Here is a 19,576-nt window from a genome sequence, read left to right as displayed (position 1 = left end):
CAACCCGGAGGCCGCAGCCGACGGCGTGCGCCTGCAGAAGGTGCTCGCCTCAGCCGGCGTCGCCAGCCGCCGCGTCTCCGAAGACCTCATCACCTCCGGCCGTGTGCGCGTGAACGGCAAGGTCGTCACGGAGCTTGGCCGCCGGGTACACCCCGAAAGCGACCAGGTCGCCGTCGACAACGTGGCCGTGCAGCTCGACACCACCCGCCGCTACCTCATGCTCAACAAGCCGGTCGGTGTTGTTTCCTCGATGCAGGACGAGAGCGGACGCCCCGACCTGCGCGAATTCACCGACCAGTTCGACGAACGACTGTTCAACGTTGGGCGCCTCGACGCCCAGACCAGCGGCCTGCTGATTCTCACCAACGACGGTGACCTCGCCCACGTGCTCGCCCACCCCTCCTTCGGCGTCTCCAAGACCTACATCGCCAAGGTCGAGGGCCGCGTCTCGCCGCAGACCATCGGGCAGCTGCAGAGCGGCATCGAACTCGACGACGGCCCCATCCACGCCGACAAGGCGCGCATTCTCACGAGCCCTCCCGGCGGCGGCTACAGCATGGTCGAACTCACCCTGCACTCCGGTCGAAACCGCATCGTACGACGGATGCTCGACGCCGTCGGTCACCCCGTGGTCGACCTGGTACGTCGCCAATTCGGACCGTTGAACCTCGGAACCCTGCAGCAGGGAGCCGTACGCGAACTCACCCGCGAAGAACTCGGCCAGCTGCTCACCGTCTCCCGGCAGGCGCCGAGCGCGCGGCCCGAAGCTGACTAAGGACTGACGCATATGGGGGAAAGCCGCCTCGTCGGCCCGGTGCGCATCGTCGGCGTCGGTCTGCTTGGAACCAGCATCGGCCTCGGACTGCGGGGCCGCAAGATCGAGACGATCCTCGCCGACGCGTCACCGACGAACCTGCGCATCGCGATCGACTACGGTGCCGGCCGCGCCGCGAAGGACGGCGACCTGCCGCAGCTGATCGTGGTCTGCGTGCCGCCCGACGTGACCGCCGAGATCGTCGCCCGCGAACTCGAGGCGCACCCGGGAGCGATCGTGACGGATGTCGCGAGCGTCAAGCTGGCACCTCTCGCCGAGCTGCGCGAGCGTGGCGCGGACATCAGCCGGTACATCGGGTCGCATCCGCTCGCCGGTCGGGAGAAGGGCGGCCCGCTGTCCGGCCGCGCCGACCTGTTCATCGGCCGACCTTGGGTGGTCGCCGCGCACGACGCGATCAGCTACCAGCAGGCCGGCGCGATCGACGACCTCATCCTCGACCTCGGCGCTATCCTAGTCGAAATGACGCCCGAGGAACACGACCTCGGCGTCGCCCTGGTCTCGCACGTACCGCAGGTCATCTCCACCCTGATGGCCCGCCGCCTCACTGGGGCCGCACACTCCTCGCTCAACCTGGCCGGCCAGGGCCTGCGCGACGTGACCCGCGTCGCGGCGAGCGACCCTGACCTGTGGGTGCAGATCCTCGGAGCCAACGCCGGCCCGGTGCGGGACGTCTTGCTGGCTTACCGCGACGACCTCGACCGGTTCATCGATGCCCTCGAAGACCCTGCCGCACCAGGTTCGCAGCGCAAGGTCGCCGAGGAACTCGCCGGCGGCAATGCCGGGGTGGCCCGCCTGCCCGGCAAACACGGCCAGGACCGCCGGTTCTCATCGATGGTCGTCATGGTCAACGACCAGCCCGGCCAGATCGCCCGGCTGCTCAACGACATCGGTGAGCTCGGCGTCAACCTTGAAGACTTACGCTTGGAACACTCGCCGGGCGCCCAGATCGGTCTCGCCGAAATCTCCGTACTGCCCGAGGCCGTTATTTGCCTCACCGAAGAGTTGGCCGCCCGCGGCTGGCGGATTGCTGGTTGACTTTCATGGCCCGTCACACCCTCCCCACCCTCGTCGCCATCGATGGGCCGGCCGGAAGCGGCAAGTCGAGCGTGAGCCGAGCGGTCGCACGTCGCCTCGGTTTCGCCTACCTCGACACCGGCGCCGCCTACCGCGCGCTGGCCTGGCTGGCGCTCGACCGCAAGACCGATCAGACCCAAGCGGATGCCGTCACCGCGCTGCTCAAAGACTTCGACTATTCGATCGGTACCGACCCGGACGAATACTTCGTCACGGTGGGGCAGACCGACGTGACCGACGCCATCCGCTCGCCCGAAGTCAGCGCCGCCGTCAGCGCTGTAGCCCGGGTTCCCGCGGTGCGTGAGGCCCTCACCGAACTGTTTCGGAGCCTCGCCGCGAACGTCGATCGGCCCGGCGTGGTGGTCGAAGGGCGCGACATCACGACCATCGTCGCCCCCGAGGCCGAGGTACGCATTCTACTCACGGCATCCGAGGAGGCTAGAATGGCTAGACGCTCTGCGGAAATAACGACCCAATCGGCCCAAACCGTGGCAGAACAGCTGCGATCACGTGATCGCGCTGACTCACAGGTTGTCGATTTCATGAGCGCTGCAGACGGTGTGATAACCGTCGACTCCACCCATCTCGACTTCGAGCAGACCATTGACGCGGTCATCGACGTCTACCACACACGCACGAAGCGGGCTTTGAATGAGTAACGAATACGACGACACGAGCACAGCGCTCGACACCGAGCTGGCCGAACGACTCGCCAACCTCGATGAGGAACTCGCCACGCGGCGTTCCGCCGCGCTGCGCACGGACCTCGACAACTACGACCTCGACGAGGAAGACCTCGACGTACTGCAGGCCGTCACCGACGACCCCGACGCGATCCAGTACCTGCCGGCCGTGCCGGTCATCGCCATCGTCGGCCGCCCGAACGTGGGCAAGTCGGCGCTGGTCAACCGCATCCTCGGCCGCCGTGAGGCCGTCGTCGAGGACACCCCCGGCGTCACGCGGGACCGCGTGGCCTACAAGGGCGAATGGCACGAGCGCAAGTTCAGCCTCGTCGACACCGGCGGGTGGGAGCCCGACGCCAAGGGAATCGACGCCTCCGTCGCAGCCCAGGCCGAGATTGCCATCGACCTGTCCGACCTGGTCATGTTCGTCGTCGACTCCAACGTGGGCCCAACCTCGACCGACGAGGCCGTCGTGCGCATGCTGCGGAAGTCCGGCAAGCCGGTCTTCCTGATCGCCAACAAGGTCGACGACGTGCGCCAGGAGCCCGAAGCGGCCAGCCTGTGGTCGCTCGGCCTCGGCCAGCCATGGCCGGTCTCCGCCCTGCACGGTCGCGGTGTGGCCGACCTGCTCGACGCGATTCTGCTCGTGCTGCCCGAAATCTCCAACGTCGCCAAGCAAGAGGTCGGCGGTCCGCGCCGCGTCGCCATTCTCGGCCGCCCGAACGTGGGCAAGTCCAGCCTGCTCAACAAGGTCGTGGGCGAGGAGCGCGTTGTTGTCAACGAGCTCGCCGGCACGACCCGCGACCCGGTCGACGAGCAGGTCGAACTCGGCGGCAAGGTCTGGCGTTTCGTCGATACCGCCGGCATCCGCCGTCGTGTGCACCTCTCGCAGGGTGCTGACTTCTACGCCTCGCTGCGCACCAGCGCTGCCCTTGAAAAGGCCGAGGTCGCCGTTGTGCTGCTCGACGTGACCGAGGTCATCAGCGAGCAGGACATTCGCGTCATCGACCTCGTGATCGAGTCGGGCCGCGCACTCGTGCTCGCGTTCAACAAGTGGGACCAGATCGACGACGACCGTCGCCGCTACCTCGAGCGTGAGATCGAGCAGGACCTGGCCCACGTGGCCTGGGCCCCGCGCGTGAACATCTCGGCCAAGACCGGTCGCCACATGGAGAAGCTGGTTCCGGCCCTCGAGCTCGCGCTCGAGTCGTGGGACACCCGCATCGCCACCGGCAAGTTCAACGCCTTCCTGGCCGAGCTCGCCGCAGCCCACCCGCACCCCGTGCGCAGTGGCAAACAGCCGCGCATCCTATTCGGCACCCAGGCTTCGAGCCGCCCGCCGACGTTCGTGGTGTTCACCACCGGGTTCCTCGACCCGGGCTACCGTCGCTACATCCAGCGTCGCCTGCGCGAGATCTACGGCTTCGAGGGAAGCCCGATCAACCTCAGCATGCGGGTGCGCGAGAAGCGTAAACGCTAAATTCGCAGAATCCAAGCGGCCGGTCCTGTTAGCGCAGGTCCGGCCGCTTTTTTGGGCGCCGAATGCCCGTCGCGCCAGCGAAGATGAGGTCACTCGATTTGCATGCGAACCCTAAGTGGGCAAAGCTCATTGAGTACATTGTGGCCCTCTACGGCTGATCACCCGCACGTTCCCGGACTTGTGCGCGACAAAGAATATACGTAACCAACTAATGGCATTGAGAAATATCCGCACGTCCATCCTTAAACACAACTCAAGCACAACCACTCGGCCTGTCACCGACGTCCGCCCACGCCGGGAACCACGATTGGTCATTCTGGCCGCCGTCGCGGTGTCGGCCTTCGCCCTTTCCGGCCTCACCGCTGTTCCGGCCTTTGCCGGGAGCGGAAGCGCCGACTCGACAAGCACCTCGATCGATATCCCGGCTGGCCGGAGCATTACCGCTCAGCTGGGCACAGTGCCCTCCGGCCTGAAATCCGTCGATGTGAAGTTCTTCACGTCCGAGGTCACGGCCAGAAGTCAGGTGAAAATTGCTGTCGGCGCAGAGGACACGCAAACGTATTCGTTCACGGCACCCGTGGGTACCAGTGCAACCAAGACGGTCACGGTTCCCGTGACGACGCAGACAAGCGGCGCCGTAACCCTGTCCAGTAGCGTCGCCGACGTCAGGTTGAACCTCGAACTGGCCGGTTTTGAACGCGGCGCAACGGAGCCCACGCCCGCACCGACTCCGGAGCCCACGCCCGCACCGACTCCGGAGCCTACGCTGACTCCGGCTCCGACACCGTCACCCGAGCCGACTCCGGCTCCGACACCCGAGCCGACTCCGACACCGGGTGGCATACCTGGTGCCTCCAACACGGGTGTTCCGTCCGGAACCACACTGACCGTGCACCATGGCGACATCAATGTCACGACGGCCGGCACAGTTCTCGACGGCCTCGACATTCGTGGTCTGGTCAAGATCAGCGCGGCCAATGTCACCATCAAAAATTCCATCATTCGTGGTCGCACCATGAACGGCCCGGGCGCCCTCATCAACAACCTCGGCGGCTTCAGAAACCTCGTCGTGACCGACACCGAGCTGTCCCCGAGCACCGCTTCGCCCGATGCCAATGGAATCTACGGCTATAACTTCACGGCAACGCGCTTGAACATCAATAACGTCATCGATGGCATTCACATCACGGGAAGCAATGTGAGCCTGCAGGACTCCTGGATCCACGACCACATGCATTACCGCAATGACCCGAATCAGGGCGGTTCGCCCAGTCACGACGACTCCATCCAGGTTCAGTCTGGCAATAACATCACGGTCGCCGGCAACCGCCTGACCGACTCGCACAGCGCCGCCGTGCAAATCACCCAGGACCGCGGAACGGTATCCAACTTCACCTTCGTCGACAACTTCGCCAATGGCGGGGCCTGCACCGTGAACATTGCCGAAAAAGCCTATGGCCCCCTCCAAGGCACCATCATCAAGGACAACACCTTCGGCAAAGACACCAAGGTCGCCAACTGCGCCGTGATCGCCAAAACCACCACCAAGATCGACTTCCAACGCAACTACTACACCGACAACACCACCGTCGTCATCAAAAAAGGCTAACAAGCACCGGTAAATCCACTCGAATTCCCTCACAGGACCAGGCGGGCCCCACGCACACAGCGTGAGGCCCGTCCTTGTTGCATGCTCGGCGGCATGCGCGTATTGAGTCCGGTGTATACCTAGGTCATCGATAGAAGGAGCGCCATGACCACTACGAGTGCTGGCCAGAAGCGTGTGCGCCTGGCCGCCGACCCGGCTGATTTCGCTCGGCTCGGCCTCAACCCGCTCAGCACGGCGCAATTCGAAGACGGTCTGCGCACCGACCCGAACCGCCGTGGGTCGTACGAGTGGTGGTATTTCGACGCGAGTCTCGACGATGGCGCCAAGCTCGTCGTGGGCTTCTACACGAAGAACCCCGCGACGCCGGGCACCCGCCTGGCTCCGTTCGTGAACATAAACCTCGACCTGCCCGATGGACGGTCGTTCGAGAGGACTTTCGCGGCCGATCCCGAGCAGTTCAGTGCCTCCACCGACGGCTGCGATGTGCGCATCGGCGACCATCGCTTCAGCGGTGATCTACAGACCTACCGGGTGAGCGCATCCGTCGAGAACGTCACGGTGAACGTGACGCTCAGCGGCACGGTGCCGGCCTGGCGGCCCGCGACCGGCTACGAGATGTTCGCCCGCAACGGCGTGGAGAAGACGTTCGCCTGGTTTGTGGCGGTGCCGAACGGGCGCGTCGACGCCGAGTACTCGGTCGACGGGCAGGTCGTCAAAACCACGGGGGTCGGCTACCACGATCACAACTGGGGCGATGCGCCTCTGCGTGAACTCATGCACAACTGGTATTGGGGACGCGCGCAGGTGGGGCCGTACAGCCTGATCGCCGCGCACATCACTGCCGAAAAGGCCTACGGCTACGAGCCGCTCACCACCCTGCATCTCGCCCGCGATGGTGTTGTCGTGGCCGACGACGGCACCAAAGTGGCGGTCACGACCGACCGTATCGGCATCGACGCTCCCACTGGTAAGCCGGTAGCGGATATCCTCACCTACGACTACCGCGCCGGCCCCGACCGCTTCACCATCGCCTTCGAACGGGAGGAGACGCTGCTGCGCACACGATTCATCGACGTCGTGCCGCCGGCCGCGAAGCTGCTCGCGCGCCTGATGCGGTTCGACGCAGCCTACCTGCGTTTTACCGGAACCCTGGTTCTGCGCCGGTACCTCGACGATGTTCTGGTCGAGGAATACACCGAGACCAAGGCGCTCTGGGAGCTCATGTACCTGGGCAGGACCCGCCTTCCGGTGACCTGAGGGTTGTTCGCACGGCCGCAGCGCGCCCCGCAGGATCTGGGCCAGTGCGCGCGAGTTCCGCCTGGCGCGCAGCGGCGCAACTCCCGCGAAACTCTACGACGGAGTCTGCATCCCAGACGACTTGTGACGCCTTAAAGAATTGTGCCTCCCGCAGCCGGTCGGATTTGCTGAGCGAAGGACAAGGTCGATTTCATGCGAATCGAGACCTGTAGTGCCAAAGTGATTCGCATCACTTTCGAACTACACAGCTGCGGAAATAGATGAGGTTCGCTGCGACCAAACTGCCATCCAGCGAGTCGACCACGTCCGTCCTCGCATGAAATCCTCGCGCCCCTGCCGGACATGCCTCAATATGAGAGTTGTGACCGACACCGAGCGCGAAAAACGGATGCGCAACCTCGTCGCGCTCGTCGGCGACCCTGTGCGCCACTACCTGCACCGCCGCATCGACGCCGCAACGGCCGACGACGTGATCGGCGACACCCTACTCGTGTGCTGGCGCCGCCTCGACGAGGTTCCCGACGATGCCCTCCCGTGGGCGATCGTCGTCGCTCGACAGTGCCTCAGCAACGCCCAACGCGCCGAGCGTCGTCGCACGCGTCTCATCGGCCGCATCATCGCCATCGACCCGCCGCCGGCCGTTGCGGACGAGAACCCCGCAGCATCCACCGTCGATGAAGGCACCGCCGTGGCGGCCCGCGTGACCGCAGCCCTCGCCGGCTTGCGTCGAGACGATGCCGAGATCCTGCGGCTGTGGGCGTGGGACGAGTTGACGAGCCCGCAGATTGCCGTTGTGCTCGGCGTCAGCGCGAACGCAGCGGCGATCCGGCTGCACCGTGCGAAGGCGCGCCTCAAGCAGGAGCTACTGAAATCCGGCCACTCGACCGGACATATAACTTACGACGAAGGGAGCGAAGATGCACGACGATGACCGTGCGCTGCGCGATCAGCTGCGCGCCGCCGATCCGGCCCGCGCGCTGCCCCCTGCCTCGCCGACGTGGCTCGACCACAGAATGGAGCAGATCATGACCGACCAATCCTCACCCACCACGACCGCCACGCCCGAGACGCCGCGACGCGCGTTCCGGCGGTGGATGCCGATGGCCGGCGTCGCCGCGGGCCTCGCCATCGCCGCTGCAATCGTCGCGCCCCTCGTTCTCGATGGTCCGGAACCCACTGTCGAGTCGCTGCAGCCTTCCATGGGCGGAGGCCTCGCGAGTGGCAGCTGCCTCGTGCTCGAGCCGGCGACCGTCGCGGCGCAGGAGCAGGCGTTCGCCGCGACGGTGCTGCAGATCCAGGGCAACACCGTTGTGCTGGAGGTCACGGAGCGCTTTGTCGGCGAGGTCGCCGACCGCGTGGAGGTGGCGCAGATCGACACGATGACCTCCGACTTCTCAGGCGTGCCCTTCGAGGTCGGCCAGAGCTACCTCGTCGGCGCAATCGATGGAACGATCACGGGATGCGGCGTGACCGGGGCCGACAGTGCCGAGCTTCGCGCGGTCTACGACGCAGCGTTCCCGGGCTGATCCGGGCCCGCGAGAGCGGTCGGGAACGCTGCGTGGAATCGTCCCATCGGCGTCAGACGGTGGGGAGAGGCTCACACAGCATCCGGTTGAACGAGAAATCGCTCCGGGTCGATTCAGGTGGGTACATGATGGGCGTTTGCTTGATCCTGAACCGCAACGATGGCCATAACTTGTTGTCGCGAGCGTCGGCCGCCACAGCGAGAATCACCTAGCACATAATTTTTCGGGTTCAGGCTTCCTCTGCACCAGTAAGCGCGGTCTACCCACCCGACATCGTTTTACGCCGACCATCGCGAGTTCTGGCACTACATGGACCTGATTGTCGATCCTGTCTTTATGTGCCCGATGAAGGTTAGCTCCTCGTCGAACAACAGTCCCTGCTGTTCACCCTCGCCGACATGGAGACCGAGCTGCAAGCGGCGAGAGGACTGCTTCGACGCGCGGCCTGGCGTCGGCGGCGGACTTCGCGATCGCCGAACCAATTCTTGCCACGATGGGGGCGCGCATCGTGCACTGCGGCGACCCGAGCGCCGGACAAGCCGCAAAGATCTGCAACAACATGATCCTCGGAATCTCAATGATCGCCGTCAGCGAAGCATTCGTGCTCGGTGAAAAACTGGGCCTCACCCACCAGGCGCTCTTCGATGTCGCGTCCACGGCATCCGGTCAATGCTGGGTGCTGACCACCAACTGCCCCGTTCCCGGCCCGGTACCCACCAGCCAGGCCAAGCCCGGACGCAGCGGAGCGACTTACCAATCCACGGCTCGTCACTCACGGGAGCTCACATCGCGGGTATCGGAAATTCTCGGACAGCATGGCCCTTGTACCAGCTATGACTACTATCGCAATCATCGGAGCTGGCTCAGGACTCGGGGCCGCCGTCGCGCGGCGATTCGGGGTCGAAGGCTTCACCGTCGCGCTCATCGCCCGCCACCAGGGACGCGTAGATGCCCTCGCCGCCGAACTGCTGGCCGAGGGCATCTCAGCTCACGGCTTCGTCGCCGACGTGCGCGATCCGGCCTCCATCACCCGCACTCTCGAACAGGTCGCAGAGACGCTCGGCCCGATCGAGGTACTGCAATACAGCCCGTTGCCGCAGAAGGACTTCATGCGCCCGGTTCTGGAGACCACTCCTGCCGACCTCGTGGGCCCGATCGAGTTCTCATCTACGGACCCGTCGCCGCCGTGCACCAGGTCCTCCCCGGCATGCGTTTCCTCGGCGCTAACCGCGGCACCATCCTCTTCGTCAACGGCGGATCCGCCGTGACCCCGGGCCGCAATGTCACCGGCACGTCAATCGCATTCGCTGGACAGGCCGCCTACGCACAGCTGCTCAACGAGGCCCTCGGAGAAGAAGGGATCCAGGTCTCCCAGCTCATCATCGGCGGCCGCATCATCGCCGGCGATCCCGAGAAGGACCCGTCAGCGCTCGCTGAGCACCTCTGGAACCTCCACAGCCGTCGCGATCGCTTCCGCCACCAGATCAGCGCTGACTAGAAAGCGTCGTTCACTGTCAGGACCCGCCAGAGCCGGCACAGGTAGCCGATACGTCGATCGGTTCGGGCGGTCGCAGAATCAGATTGCAGGCGACCTCACCGGTGCCGTTCCAGGCGATCCTGCCACCACGATCGGGGTCACCGCACAAGACGTCGGTGGCGTACAGGGTACGCTGCCGGGCCAGACCGTCAAACGCGGAGTTGATGCTGAGCTCCGCGACGACACAGTCGACCAGCCCGGTTGGTTATGAGTTCAGGACGCGAATTTTCCGGTACCAGGCGGTTGCGTATACTCGTTGTCAGCGACACGGGGTGCCGACTGCATGACGGTCGGCTGAGATGACACCCGTTGAACCTGATCTAGTTCGAACTAGCGAAGGGATGTCACGGAGAATTACGTGCACTGCTTTGGTGCCGGATCTCGTCCTTTCGCCTTACCCAAGGTGAAGAAAATCATGCAAATAGCAGAACAGATTGTCCTGGTCACTGGCGGCGCACGCGGCCTGGGTAAAAGCATCGTGCACGCTTTCGCGGCTCTGGGCGCCCGGGTGGTCATCAACTATCGCAACAGCGCCGCAGCGGCGGAAACCTTGGCTTCCGGCTATGGGCCTGAACACGCTCTTGCCGTACAGGCCGACGTCACCGACCCGGCCCAGGTCGCGGCAATGCTCACGCAGGCGCAGGCACATTTCGGCTCCAGCGTGACAACGGTGGTCAATAACGCGTTGGTCGATTTCAGCTTCAACGGCGACGCCCGCTCCGGCGCTGCCGACATCAGCTGGGACGAATTCCAGGCGCAATTCTCGGGCAGCGTCCGCGGTGCCCTGAACACAACCCAGCAGGCGCTGGCAGGCATGCGCGAGGTCGGGTTTGGCCGCATCATCAACATCGGTACCAACCTGTTTCAGAACCCGGTGGTGCCCTACCACGACTACACGGCCGCCAAGGCCGCCCTGCTCTCCCTGACCCGCACCCTCGCCTCAGACCTCGGCCCGCACAACATCGCCGTAAACATGGTCTCCGGCGGGCTGCTGCGCACCACGGATGCCAGCGCGGCTACCCCCGAGGACGTGTTCGACTTCATCGCCGCCTCCACCCCGCTACGCAGAGTGACAACCCCGGCCGAATTTGCGGATGCGGTACTCTTTTTTGCCTCCCCCTGGGCGCGGTCGGTCACCGGGCAGAACCTGGTCGTCGACGGCGGCCTGGTAATGAACTAGGGCAGCGCCGGCCAGGTCAGCCCCACACCAGCTCCACTTCAATGCGTTCCTTATGGGTTGCGGCCACCACGGCGCCGCCTGGCGGCGGCCGCAGTCGCCCATCGAGCAATTGGGAGCTGCCCGGCCCCGTTCGCGGCGTAGGTCCTCGTCCGGCAGGTACTAAAGCCGCGGGGGAGTGACCGACTTGCTAATGCTGAGACCGGGGCGGCGACGGCCGGAAGTCTGCGAGGTTGACCGTGGATCCTGACGCGCGGGCGGTAACCGGCAAGGATTCGGAAATCTCATCGGACGGTAGATCCTTGCGCGCCCAGTAGCTGGCGAGCACCGAACCCGATACGTTATGCCAGACCGAGAAAATTGCCGCTGGCAGCGCGGCTACCGGGTTGAAATGCGCCACGGCTAGGGCGGCAGCCAGGCCGGAGTTCTGCATGCCCACCTCGAAGCTGAGAGCTCGGCGACTGGCGACCGGAAGCCCGAACAGACGCCCAATGTAGTACCCAAGCGTCAGTCCGAGGGAGTTGTGCAGGATCACGGCGACGACCACGAGCACGCCAATCGACAACAGCGTGGAGGCACTGGCGGCGATGACGGCCGCAACCACGACGGTGATGCCGGCTACCGACAGCAGCGGCAAAACATCGAGAAAACGCTCTACCAGGCGCGGCACGATCATGCGCAGCACGAGCCCGAGCACTACCGGAACCAGCACGATCTGCACAATCGACACGAACAAAGCGCCAGCATTGACGGGCAGGGACTCTCCCACGAGTACCAGCACGAGCAGCGGCGTCAGCACGGGGGCCAGCAAAGTCGAAACGGACGTCATCGCCACAGACAACGCGGTATCGCCCTTAGAGAGGTAGACCATCACGTTGGACGCTGTACCTCCGGGCACAGAACCGACCAAAATCATGCCAGCCGTCAGCATGGGCGAAAGCCCCAGCGCGACGGCAATCCCGAAGCCGAGCAACGGCATCACAAAGAACTGGGCCGCAACGCCCAGCAGAAGCGCCCACGGCCGCCTGGCAATAATCGCGAAGTCAACCGGGCGCAGCGTCATACCCATTCCCAGCATGATCACGGCAAGTAGCCATGGGATCGCCACGGTCAGGCCGGAAAATGCGTCGGGGACAGCAAGCGCCAACGCTCCCGCAGCCAAAACAATAACGGCGAACCAACGCCCGACGAATGCGCTGACAGTTCTGATGCGGTCCATGATGAAACCATACCCACAATGGGCAGAAACCTCATGGCCGGCAGGTGCGATTGTGAACAGGAAGCGCGAACAGTTTGCCCACGATTCTGACCGGTTTCAATACGACAAACATGCCGCCTGCGCAACCTCACTTCTCAAAGCTGGCATCTGAACCCCTTGCAGAGCCGCCGGCCTGGTTCGGGTACACGCCGAGCGAGATTAGGTGTGTGCTCCCGTTCGAGGTGGTGAGCTCCACACAGGGATAGTTCTCTTCCGGCGCGATTCCCTCTCGCACAGCGTCAGCGAAGGCGTTTCCTCGATCGAGACAACCGGGTCGAGGTTGATCCAGACGTCGTCGGTCGTGGCACGCACGTAGGGACGGTGCCGGGAGTCATCGCGAGCGGGAAAGCCATTCAGGGCTGCTTGGGCGGCGCGTTCAGCCCGCCTTGCGGCGCGGTGCACGGCGATAGCTGCATACCGTGCTGCGGTGTGTGCACATCGAGTGAACAATAGGCCAAATTTGTGTCATAACGATCGGGTCGAGTAAGTCCCCGCCGTAGCGTGGTGATGTCAATGTCGAAATCACAGGTTTGGCTCGGGGGCGACTTTTTTGGTTGTACCGGGCTCAGAAAAGGACAACCAATTGAATAAGCGCACCATCACCGCGAGCTCCTTCGCGCTCGCCCTGTTGAGCATCGTGGTCTTGACCTCGTGCAGTGCCGCGACCGATACTGCCGCTTCCGGCGACGCCACTGGAACGCTCATCGTGTACACGAACTCCAACTCTGATGGGCGTGGCGAATGGATCACGGAGCAGGCCGCCGCTGCCGGCCTGGACATCGAGATCGTAGGCCTCGGCGGCGCCGACCTCGCCAACCGGATCGTGGCCGAGAAGAATAATCCCGTGGGTGACGTGGTCTTCGGGTTGAACAACATGTTCTTCGAAACGCTCAAGGCCGAGGAGGCTGTCTCCGCGTACACACCGGCCTGGTCCGGCGAAGTCGACAGCACCGCCGGCGACGCGGAGGACGGCGTATTCTGGCCGTTGGTTGAACAGGCCATCGTTATGGCCTACGACACCAACACGGTCAGCGCAGCCGATGCCCCCACCGAGATCGCCGACCTCTGGGACGGCGACCAGTACACCGGCAACTACGAAGTGAACACTGCCCTCGGCCAGGCGACACCACAGCTGGTGCTCGCGGGCCTTCTCGCTCCCTACGCGGACGAGGACGGCGACCTGGGTATATCCGACGATGGCTGGGACCAGGTGCAGGCATACTTCGGGCACGGTTCCCCTGCCGTCGAGGGCACCGACCTGTATGCCCGGTTGATCCGCGGTGAGGTCGATTTCGGCGTGATTCCGAGCAGCGGTATCACGAGTCGTGATACCGAGTACGGCACGGTCACCGGAGTCATCAGCCCCGAAGACGGTGTTCCGTACGTCACAGAGCAGATCGCCGTAATTAACGGCACTCCGCGCCAGGAGCAGGCCGAAGAGTTCATTGACTGGTTCGGTAGCTCCGACGTGCAGGGCCAGTTTGCGGCCAAATTCGCCGCTTACCCCGTGAACACCGAGGCCCGCGCTCAGGCGCTCCCCGCGGTCGTCGAGCTGATCGAATCACTGCCCAAGCAAGACATTGACTGGGCACTGACCCGGGAGCACATCGGCGAGTGGGTCGAGAAGACCGAGCTCGAGTACCTGCCCTAACGGTCATCCGCGCCGACAAGCGCCGACCTCCATCACCCGCCACAAGTCGCCGGGTGCGGCTTCGTCAACAGCCGCACCCGGTGGGAGTTCATATGATTAGATTTGACCACATCGAAGTGCGTTTCGGCGAACACACCGCCATTCCCGATCTCAATTTGGAGGTGAAGCAGGGTGAGTTCTTCACCCTGCTCGGGCCGTCCGGATGCGGGAAAACCACCGCGCTGCGCACACTCGCCGGCTTCATCGAACCGACGAAAGGCGAGATCTATATCGATGGCCAGGCCGCGACGAAGCTTCCGAGCGAGAAGCGCAGCGTGGGAATGGTGTTTCAGAACTACGCCCTGTTCCCGAGTATGAGCGTGTGGGAAAACATCGCCTTCGGCCTGAAGGTGCGCAAGACAAAGAAGATGCAGACGGGTGCCCTCGTCGCGGAAATAGCCGGGCAGGTGGAGCTCACATCGGAGCAGCTCAGCAAGAACGTCTCCGAACTCTCCGGCGGCCAGCAGCAGCGCGTGGCCATCGCGCGCGCGCTCGTGCTCAGGCCGCGCATCCTGCTGCTCGACGAACCCCTCTCCAACCTCGATGCCAAGTTGCGGGTGCAGCTGCGCGAACAGCTCAAAAACCTGCAGCGCGAGCTCGGCATCACGACGGTCTACGTGACCCACGACCAGGAGGAAGCCCTGACGATGAGCGATCGCATCGCCGTGTTCAATCATGGCGTGGTGGAACAGGTGGGAACTCCGGAGGAGATCTACAACCGCTCGAGCACAGAGTTTGTGTGCACGTTCGTGGGTGCCATGAATAAGTTGTCGGGCGAGTTGGTGCAGCGGCTGCAGCGTGGTGGCGGCACCGCTCTGCACCCAAACAAGGCGTCATACCTGAGGCTCGAGAAGGTGTCGCTGCAGCCTCCTGCAATCGTGGCCGGCAGCATCCGTCTTGAGGGAATCGTCGCTGAACGCGCATACCACGGCGCGCACAGCACCTACACGATCGACTGTTCCGGCAGCATGATTCGCGCGCTCGTACCCGAGGGCGGCGCGGCGCCGCTTGCGCCCGGTTCGCGAGCCGAGCTACACATTGACCCCGCGTCGATCCTGCAGTATTAGCATGCGCACCTCCTCTTGGCGTTCCATGCTGCGGTCGCCCCTCGTGCTGATCGTGGCCTTGGTGACGGTGTGGTTCATCGCCACGTTCCTGATCTTTCCCAACGCCACCCTCCTGATCGGCACGTTCTTCCCCGACGGCCAGCTCAGCTTTCGCGCGTTCGAGAAACTGGTCAGCTCAGAGCGGGCCATGAACAGCCTGTGGCACAGCTTTCTGCTGGCCGGCACGCTCGCCGTGACGGTGAACGTGGTGGGTATTTTCATCGTGCTCGTCACCGATTATTTCGCCATTCGGGGTGCCCGGATACTGTGGCTCGGCTACGCGACAACCCTCATTTACGGCGGCATCGTGCTCGCCGCCGGGTACAACTTCATCTACGGTCGTTACGGCTTCGTCACGAACGCGGTGGGCAACTGGTTTCCCGACATCGACCGTGACTGGTTTTCCGGATATTTCGCCGTCGTGGTCGTGATGACTCTCGCCACGACCACCAACCACATGCTTTTTCTTGGTTCGTCACTCGCCAAGATCGATTACCAGACGATCGAGGCGGCCCGGAATATGGGGGCGGGAACCCTGCGCATTCTGTGGCGGATCGTGCTGCCCGCCCTGCGCCCGATGATCTTCGCCGTGACGGTGCTCACGTTCCTCACTGGACTTGGTGCGCTGACCGCTCCGATCGTGCTGGGCGGTACCGACTTTCAGACGGTTGCCCCGATGATTCTGACGTTCTCGAAGAGCAGCAGCTCACAGGATCTGGCCGCACTGCTCGCCATCATCCTGGGCCTGGCCACGATCGTGCTGCTGGCCATGATGAACCGGGCCGAGAAGTCCGGGGTGTATTTTTCTGTCGCCAAGGTGGCCACGCCGCTCCAAAAGCAGAAGATTCCCAATCGGGTCACCAACGGCGTCGTGCACGTGCTTGCCTATGCCTTGTTCGTGGTCTACGCGACGCCGGTACTGCTCATCGTGCTGTTCTCATTTCTCGACTCGACCGCCATCCTGCGCGGGATGATCACCTGGGATGCATTGACCTTCGACAATTACGCAACCGTTTTCGGCACCCCGTCGGTACTGCGCCCATTCATAGTGAGCGTCGTCTACAGCGCACTGGCTTCGGCGATCGTGGTACTGGGCATGTTGTTCGTCGCAAGGGTGTTACAGAAATATCGCAACCCAGTCACCGGGTTGCTCGAATACCTCCTCCATATCCCGTGGATCTTGCCCACGATCCTGATCGCGCTCGCGCTGGTCATGACGTTTGACCGGCCCCAAGCGCTCGTCGGCGGCCAGGTGCTCACCGGCACCACCAGCCTCCTCCTGCTGGCCTACATCATTGTGAAGATCCCCTTCACCCTACGGCTGCTGAAAGCGGCATTCGCGTCGGTGCCAGAGTCGCTGGAAGACGCCGCGCGCATTCTCGGAGCGGGATCAATGTTCACCCTGCGCAAGGTACTCTTTCCCCTCGTAATCCCGACCGCAGCCGCGATCACGGCGCTCAACTTCAACAGCCTGCTCGACGACTACGATGCCGCCGTGTTCTTATACCACCCGCTATACCAACCATTGGGAATCGCCATCAAGGCCAGCACCGAGGGCGAAAACAACCTGGATTCGATGTCGATCACTTTCGTGTACACCGTGCTCCTGATGATCATCATGGGCCTGGCGATGTACCTCGTCTACGGGCGCAGCGGAGCCGCGACGCGACGCGCCCGCCGCCGCGCAAGCCGCAACTGATTCCTCCAACCGATACCTCGGCACATTTCAAGTTGTGCGGCCGAGGTGGCTTGTGAATTCGTCCGACGCCAAGGTCTGTAGCGTGTGATGTTCGGTAACGATCGTTCGCACGACACTCCCAGCGCGCTGCTTTAGTCGGCGCCGTTGGAGTCGGATCGAAGGGTCCGGATCCGTAGCCCGGGCGGTCGCGTGTGTTCCCTGGGGTGGATGGGTGGTCGGAATACTCACCGTGCGCGGGCGCGGTACCTTGGTATTGCTCGACACCTGGTTGTACATTGCGCCGGCGCTGTTCTTCCTCCTTCGAAGCGTATGGTTTGGCGTTTACGTGGGCACAGACGAGATTCGGATCCTGTCATGGCTATGTACACACCGCGTGGCCGGAGCGGACGTCGATGCGGTTTGGGTCCGGATCTACAACGGGTTTTTGATCCGCTGGTCGGCATTGCTTACCCTTTCGATGTCACACATGAGCTGATCACGTTGCTGTCGCGGCTGCCGCAGGAGCTATCGTGCGCAACAGACCAGCCATTCTGACCCGTGCCAGCGAATCCGATGGATCTCGACGTCAGGTGGAACCACGGGGCGCCGCCGTTCCGGCGCTCCACGGACCCGCTCATCCAGACCCACTGGATTGACGCGAACACCATCGTCCTCAGGCAGAGCATGGCCATCAACTACGAAGCCCCCTTCCTCTATCTGATGTTCGGCGAGGCCCGCGCGCTACTGCTCGACACAGGAGCGACGTCCGACCCTGCGTCGTTCCCCCTCCGAGAGCTGGTCGACCGGCTGTGCAATGAATGGCTTGCCCAGCATCCACACGATGACTACGAACTAGTGGTTGCACACAGTCACTCCCATGGCGACCACATCGCCGCCGATGGGCAGTTCGCAGATCGACCACGTACCGTCCTAGTTGGGCACGCGCCGAGCGACGTCGCCGAGTTCTTCGGACTCGTCGGCTGGCCCGCTGGGGAGGCGCATTTCGAACTCGGCGAGAGGCGGCTGGCGGTCCTTGCCATCCCCGGTCACGAAGCCTCGTCGATCGCGATCTGGGACCCCACCACCGAGCTCCTCTTCACGGGTGACACGGTCTACCCCGGCCGGCTCTACGTGCACGACATCGCCGCATTCCAGGACAGCGTCGGCCGGCTCCTTGCCTTCTCAAAGCGCCACCCAGTGAGTCGAGTCATGGGAGCCCACATCGAAATGTCGAACCGCCGGGGCCGCGACTATGCACGCAGCGTCGCCTACCATCCCCACGAAGCGCCGCTCCCGATGACCGTCGACCAGCTACGAGCGGTGGTCACTGCCACCCGCACGGTGGCCACCCGTCCCGGCGCGCATCGCTTCGACGACTTCGCGATCTTTAACGGGCCGTGCAAATCTGAAATGGCACGACAGAAACTGCGCGCCAGAATCCGAAGGCTCTGGCCATTCTGACCCCGACGCGCTGCGGGCGCGGCTTGGGTCTGCGCAATAATGAAACGAAAACGTCCGCTCAGGATTGTGAAGGAATTACGCGGGTTACAATTTTCGCCGATACTTTCTTTATCAAGGTATCCGTAGATTCTTAATCGTGGCGTTTGAGACCGTTGCGGGTCAGGTCATGAGTGGGCCGATGTTGAGTGCAAACCGCTGACGAGGTCTGTTCGAAATGTGCGCACCTGGGCCACTCAGGACAGGCACCCCAAATACGGTGCTGATGGCCTTGTTTAGGCCGCTGTGGGCGTCGGAGATGACGAGATTAACACCGTCCAGGCCGCGCAATTTCAATGAGTACACTACGTTGATAATCCAACGAATTAAACCCCGGAAATTACACCACTCAGGGGACGCAACCGTGCGTTGGCGCGTCCCGCCCACTGGTGGGGCCGCGTGGTCAGCGCGCCGAGTACCCGCCATCAACGAGATGATAGCTGCCGGTGATGAAGCTAGCGTTTTCTGACAGCAGGAATATGACCAGGTCTGCGACCTCATCCGCCGTTCCCAGTCGGCCGATTGGGTGCAGGCCTACCAGCCCGTCGTACGTTTCTTTGGGCAGGGTGCTGAGCAGTGGAGTGTCGATATAACCGGGGCCAACGGCGTTGATGCGGATGCCCTTGGTCGCGTACTCGAGGGCGGCCGCCTTCGTCAGTCCGACTACGGCATGTTTTGCTGCGACGTACGATGAGGCGTTGAGTTCACCGTTGGTGCCGAGGACGGACGACACGTTCACGATGGAGCCACCGCCCGATTTCTCGATGGCGGGGATTTCGTAGCGAAGGCTGTAGAGGACGCCGTTCAGATTGACGTTGATGACCTTGTCCCAATCGGAAAGGTCGAGTTCGCCGACGGGGGCCGGGGCCGGGGCGATTCCCGCGTTGTTCACCGCGAGGTGAAGTGCGCCGTAGGTGTCGATCGCGAACTGTACGGCAGCATCCGCTTGCGCCGGAACGGTCGTGTTCTGCTCGACTGCTGCGGCGGAGTGCCCGGCGGCCGTGATGTCTTCGGCTACCTTCAGCGCGGCGTCGAGCCTGAGGTCACTGACCACGACCGATGCGCCTGCCGCGGCCAGCTTTCGTGAGATGGCCGCCCCGATGCCGGAACCGCCGCCCGTGACGAGTGCCACTTTTCCCTGAAAATCAGTCATCGTGTTGTCTCCTTGT

Annotated in this window: 18 protein-coding genes, 2 pseudogenes and 1 riboswitch; of the genes and pseudogenes, 17 read left to right on the top strand and 3 right to left on the bottom strand. The window is 63.6% G+C overall.

Going from position 1 to position 19,576, the window contains the following annotated elements:
* The first annotated feature begins 25 nt into the window (after nucleotides 1-25).
* From CXY78_RS05380 to CXY78_RS05330, 13 genes and pseudogenes are all read left to right on the top strand, one after another.
* Nucleotides 26-775, top strand: coding sequence for a pseudouridine synthase (locus CXY78_RS05380; protein ID WP_233197537.1), 750 nt, complete (start codon nucleotides 26-28; stop codon nucleotides 773-775).
* Between the two features lie 12 nt (nucleotides 776-787).
* On the top strand, nucleotides 788-1,870 hold the full coding sequence (locus tag CXY78_RS05375) for a prephenate dehydrogenase (protein WP_104088420.1): 1,083 nt from the start codon (nucleotides 788-790) through the stop codon (nucleotides 1,868-1,870).
* A gap of 5 nt (nucleotides 1,871-1,875) precedes the next feature.
* Nucleotides 1,876-2,568: a (d)CMP kinase gene (gene cmk / locus CXY78_RS05370; RefSeq protein ID WP_092339536.1), complete on the top strand. Its 693-nt coding sequence runs from the start codon at nucleotides 1,876-1,878 to the stop codon at nucleotides 2,566-2,568.
* Nucleotides 2,561-4,072, top strand: coding sequence for a ribosome biogenesis GTPase Der (der, locus tag CXY78_RS05365; protein WP_092339537.1), 1,512 nt, complete (start codon nucleotides 2,561-2,563; stop codon nucleotides 4,070-4,072). The genes cmk and der overlap by 8 nt, the downstream gene beginning before the upstream one ends.
* Nucleotides 4,073-4,379: 307 nt before the next feature.
* A complete protein-coding gene (locus CXY78_RS21210) occupies nucleotides 4,380-5,681 on the top strand; it encodes a hypothetical protein (protein ID WP_199182590.1) in 1,302 nt (433 codons plus the stop codon).
* Between the two features lie 144 nt (nucleotides 5,682-5,825).
* The gene (locus CXY78_RS05355; protein ID WP_104088419.1) at nucleotides 5,826-6,938 is read left to right on the top strand and encodes a lipocalin-like domain-containing protein; all 1,113 of its coding nucleotides are present in this window, start codon (nucleotides 5,826-5,828) and stop codon (nucleotides 6,936-6,938) included.
* Between the two features lie 361 nt (nucleotides 6,939-7,299).
* Nucleotides 7,300-7,869 carry an RNA polymerase sigma factor gene (locus CXY78_RS05350; RefSeq protein WP_104088443.1) on the top strand — a complete coding sequence of 190 codons (570 nt, stop codon included), beginning with the start codon at nucleotides 7,300-7,302 and terminating at the stop codon, nucleotides 7,867-7,869.
* The gene (locus CXY78_RS05345) at nucleotides 7,856-8,464 is read left to right on the top strand and encodes a hypothetical protein (RefSeq protein ID WP_104088417.1); all 609 of its coding nucleotides are present in this window, start codon (nucleotides 7,856-7,858) and stop codon (nucleotides 8,462-8,464) included. Before CXY78_RS05350 ends, CXY78_RS05345 begins: the two co-directional genes overlap by 14 nt.
* Before the next feature lie 398 nt (nucleotides 8,465-8,862).
* Nucleotides 8,863-8,931: pseudogene (locus tag CXY78_RS22065) on the top strand (hypothetical protein); the annotation flags it as partial.
* Nucleotides 8,925-9,212 (top strand): annotated as a pseudogene (locus tag CXY78_RS05340) (NAD-binding protein); the annotation flags it as partial. The pseudogenes CXY78_RS22065 and CXY78_RS05340, both read left to right, overlap by 7 nt.
* A gap of 85 nt (nucleotides 9,213-9,297) precedes the next feature.
* Nucleotides 9,298-9,732 (top strand): SDR family oxidoreductase, encoded by a 435-nt coding sequence (locus CXY78_RS05335; protein WP_233206091.1) that lies wholly within the window; start codon nucleotides 9,298-9,300, stop codon nucleotides 9,730-9,732.
* A complete protein-coding gene (locus CXY78_RS21550) occupies nucleotides 9,729-9,962 on the top strand; it encodes a hypothetical protein (RefSeq protein ID WP_233206090.1) in 234 nt (77 codons plus the stop codon). The genes CXY78_RS05335 and CXY78_RS21550 overlap by 4 nt, the downstream gene beginning before the upstream one ends.
* Before the next feature lie 297 nt (nucleotides 9,963-10,259).
* A riboswitch (TPP riboswitch) is annotated at nucleotides 10,260-10,360 on the top strand.
* Between the two features lie 56 nt (nucleotides 10,361-10,416).
* Nucleotides 10,417-11,181: a 3-oxoacyl-ACP reductase gene (locus CXY78_RS05330; RefSeq protein ID WP_104088416.1), complete on the top strand. Its 765-nt coding sequence runs from the start codon at nucleotides 10,417-10,419 to the stop codon at nucleotides 11,179-11,181.
* Between the two features lie 187 nt (nucleotides 11,182-11,368).
* Here CXY78_RS05330 and CXY78_RS05325 read toward each other — a convergent pair whose 3' ends face one another.
* On the bottom strand, nucleotides 11,369-12,397 hold the full coding sequence (locus CXY78_RS05325) for a bile acid:sodium symporter family protein (protein ID WP_104088414.1): 1,029 nt from the start codon (nucleotides 12,395-12,397) through the stop codon (nucleotides 11,369-11,371).
* Nucleotides 12,398-13,070: 673 nt separating this feature from the next.
* Between CXY78_RS05325 and CXY78_RS05320 the strand changes: the two genes are divergently transcribed.
* The 4 genes from CXY78_RS05320 to CXY78_RS05300 all read left to right on the top strand — a co-directional run bounded on the left by CXY78_RS05320 (nucleotide 13,071) and on the right by CXY78_RS05300 (nucleotide 18,371).
* Nucleotides 13,071-14,087 (top strand): extracellular solute-binding protein, encoded by a 1,017-nt coding sequence (locus CXY78_RS05320; protein ID WP_369827256.1) that lies wholly within the window; start codon nucleotides 13,071-13,073, stop codon nucleotides 14,085-14,087.
* 92 nt (nucleotides 14,088-14,179) lie between these two features.
* Nucleotides 14,180-15,193, top strand: a complete 1,014-nt coding sequence (locus CXY78_RS05315) for an ABC transporter ATP-binding protein (protein WP_104088411.1) — start codon at nucleotides 14,180-14,182, stop codon at nucleotides 15,191-15,193.
* Nucleotide 15,194: 1 nt separating this feature from the next.
* Nucleotides 15,195-16,931, top strand: a complete 1,737-nt coding sequence (locus CXY78_RS05310; protein WP_104088410.1) for an iron ABC transporter permease — start codon at nucleotides 15,195-15,197, stop codon at nucleotides 16,929-16,931.
* 552 nt (nucleotides 16,932-17,483) lie between these two features.
* Nucleotides 17,484-18,371, top strand: a complete 888-nt coding sequence (locus tag CXY78_RS05300; protein ID WP_104088407.1) for an MBL fold metallo-hydrolase — start codon at nucleotides 17,484-17,486, stop codon at nucleotides 18,369-18,371.
* Between the two features lie 159 nt (nucleotides 18,372-18,530).
* On the opposite strand, the gene CXY78_RS22060 is transcribed toward CXY78_RS05300, so the two are convergent.
* Both CXY78_RS22060 and CXY78_RS05290 read right to left on the bottom strand, forming a co-directional pair.
* Complete coding sequence (locus tag CXY78_RS22060; protein WP_369827254.1) at nucleotides 18,531-18,833, bottom strand: transposase; 303 nt, start codon at nucleotides 18,831-18,833, stop codon at nucleotides 18,531-18,533.
* Complete coding sequence (locus CXY78_RS05290; RefSeq protein WP_104088403.1) at nucleotides 18,811-19,560, bottom strand: SDR family NAD(P)-dependent oxidoreductase; 750 nt, start codon at nucleotides 19,558-19,560, stop codon at nucleotides 18,811-18,813. The genes CXY78_RS22060 and CXY78_RS05290 overlap by 23 nt, the downstream gene beginning before the upstream one ends.
* Between the last annotated feature and the right edge of the window lie 16 nt (nucleotides 19,561-19,576).

It is taken from the genome of Cryobacterium sp. N19 (assembly GCF_002929595.1).
Classification (GTDB): domain Bacteria; phylum Actinomycetota; class Actinomycetes; order Actinomycetales; family Microbacteriaceae; genus Cryobacterium; species Cryobacterium flavum.
The sequence above is the reverse complement of the archived record's forward strand: the minus strand, read 5'-3'. Positions and strand labels throughout refer to the sequence as shown.

Bases quoted from the DNA above. Each gene is read 5' to 3' on its own strand.
- CXY78_RS05375 (WP_104088420.1), top strand. From the start codon at position 788: ATGGGGGAAAGCCGCCTCGTCGGCCCGGTGCGCATCGTCGGCGTCGGT.
- cmk (WP_092339536.1), top strand. From the start codon at position 1,876: ATGGCCCGTCACACCCTCCCCACCCTCGTCGCCATCGATGGGCCGGCC.
- der (WP_092339537.1), top strand. From the start codon at position 2,561: ATGAGTAACGAATACGACGACACGAGCACAGCGCTCGACACCGAGCTG.
- CXY78_RS05355 (WP_104088419.1), top strand. From the start codon at position 5,826: ATGACCACTACGAGTGCTGGCCAGAAGCGTGTGCGCCTGGCCGCCGAC.
- CXY78_RS05345 (WP_104088417.1), top strand. From the start codon at position 7,856: ATGCACGACGATGACCGTGCGCTGCGCGATCAGCTGCGCGCCGCCGAT.
- CXY78_RS05335 (WP_233206091.1), top strand. From the start codon at position 9,298: ATGACTACTATCGCAATCATCGGAGCTGGCTCAGGACTCGGGGCCGCC.
- CXY78_RS05330 (WP_104088416.1), top strand. From the start codon at position 10,417: ATGCAAATAGCAGAACAGATTGTCCTGGTCACTGGCGGCGCACGCGGC.
- CXY78_RS05325 (WP_104088414.1), bottom strand. From the start codon at position 12,397: ATGGACCGCATCAGAACTGTCAGCGCATTCGTCGGGCGTTGGTTCGCC.
- CXY78_RS05315 (WP_104088411.1), top strand. From the start codon at position 14,180: ATGATTAGATTTGACCACATCGAAGTGCGTTTCGGCGAACACACCGCC.
- CXY78_RS05310 (WP_104088410.1), top strand. From the start codon at position 15,195: ATGCGCACCTCCTCTTGGCGTTCCATGCTGCGGTCGCCCCTCGTGCTG.
- CXY78_RS05300 (WP_104088407.1), top strand. From the start codon at position 17,484: ATGGATCTCGACGTCAGGTGGAACCACGGGGCGCCGCCGTTCCGGCGC.
- CXY78_RS22060 (WP_369827254.1), bottom strand. From the start codon at position 18,833: ATGGCGGGTACTCGGCGCGCTGACCACGCGGCCCCACCAGTGGGCGGG.
- CXY78_RS05290 (WP_104088403.1), bottom strand. From the start codon at position 19,560: ATGACTGATTTTCAGGGAAAAGTGGCACTCGTCACGGGCGGCGGTTCC.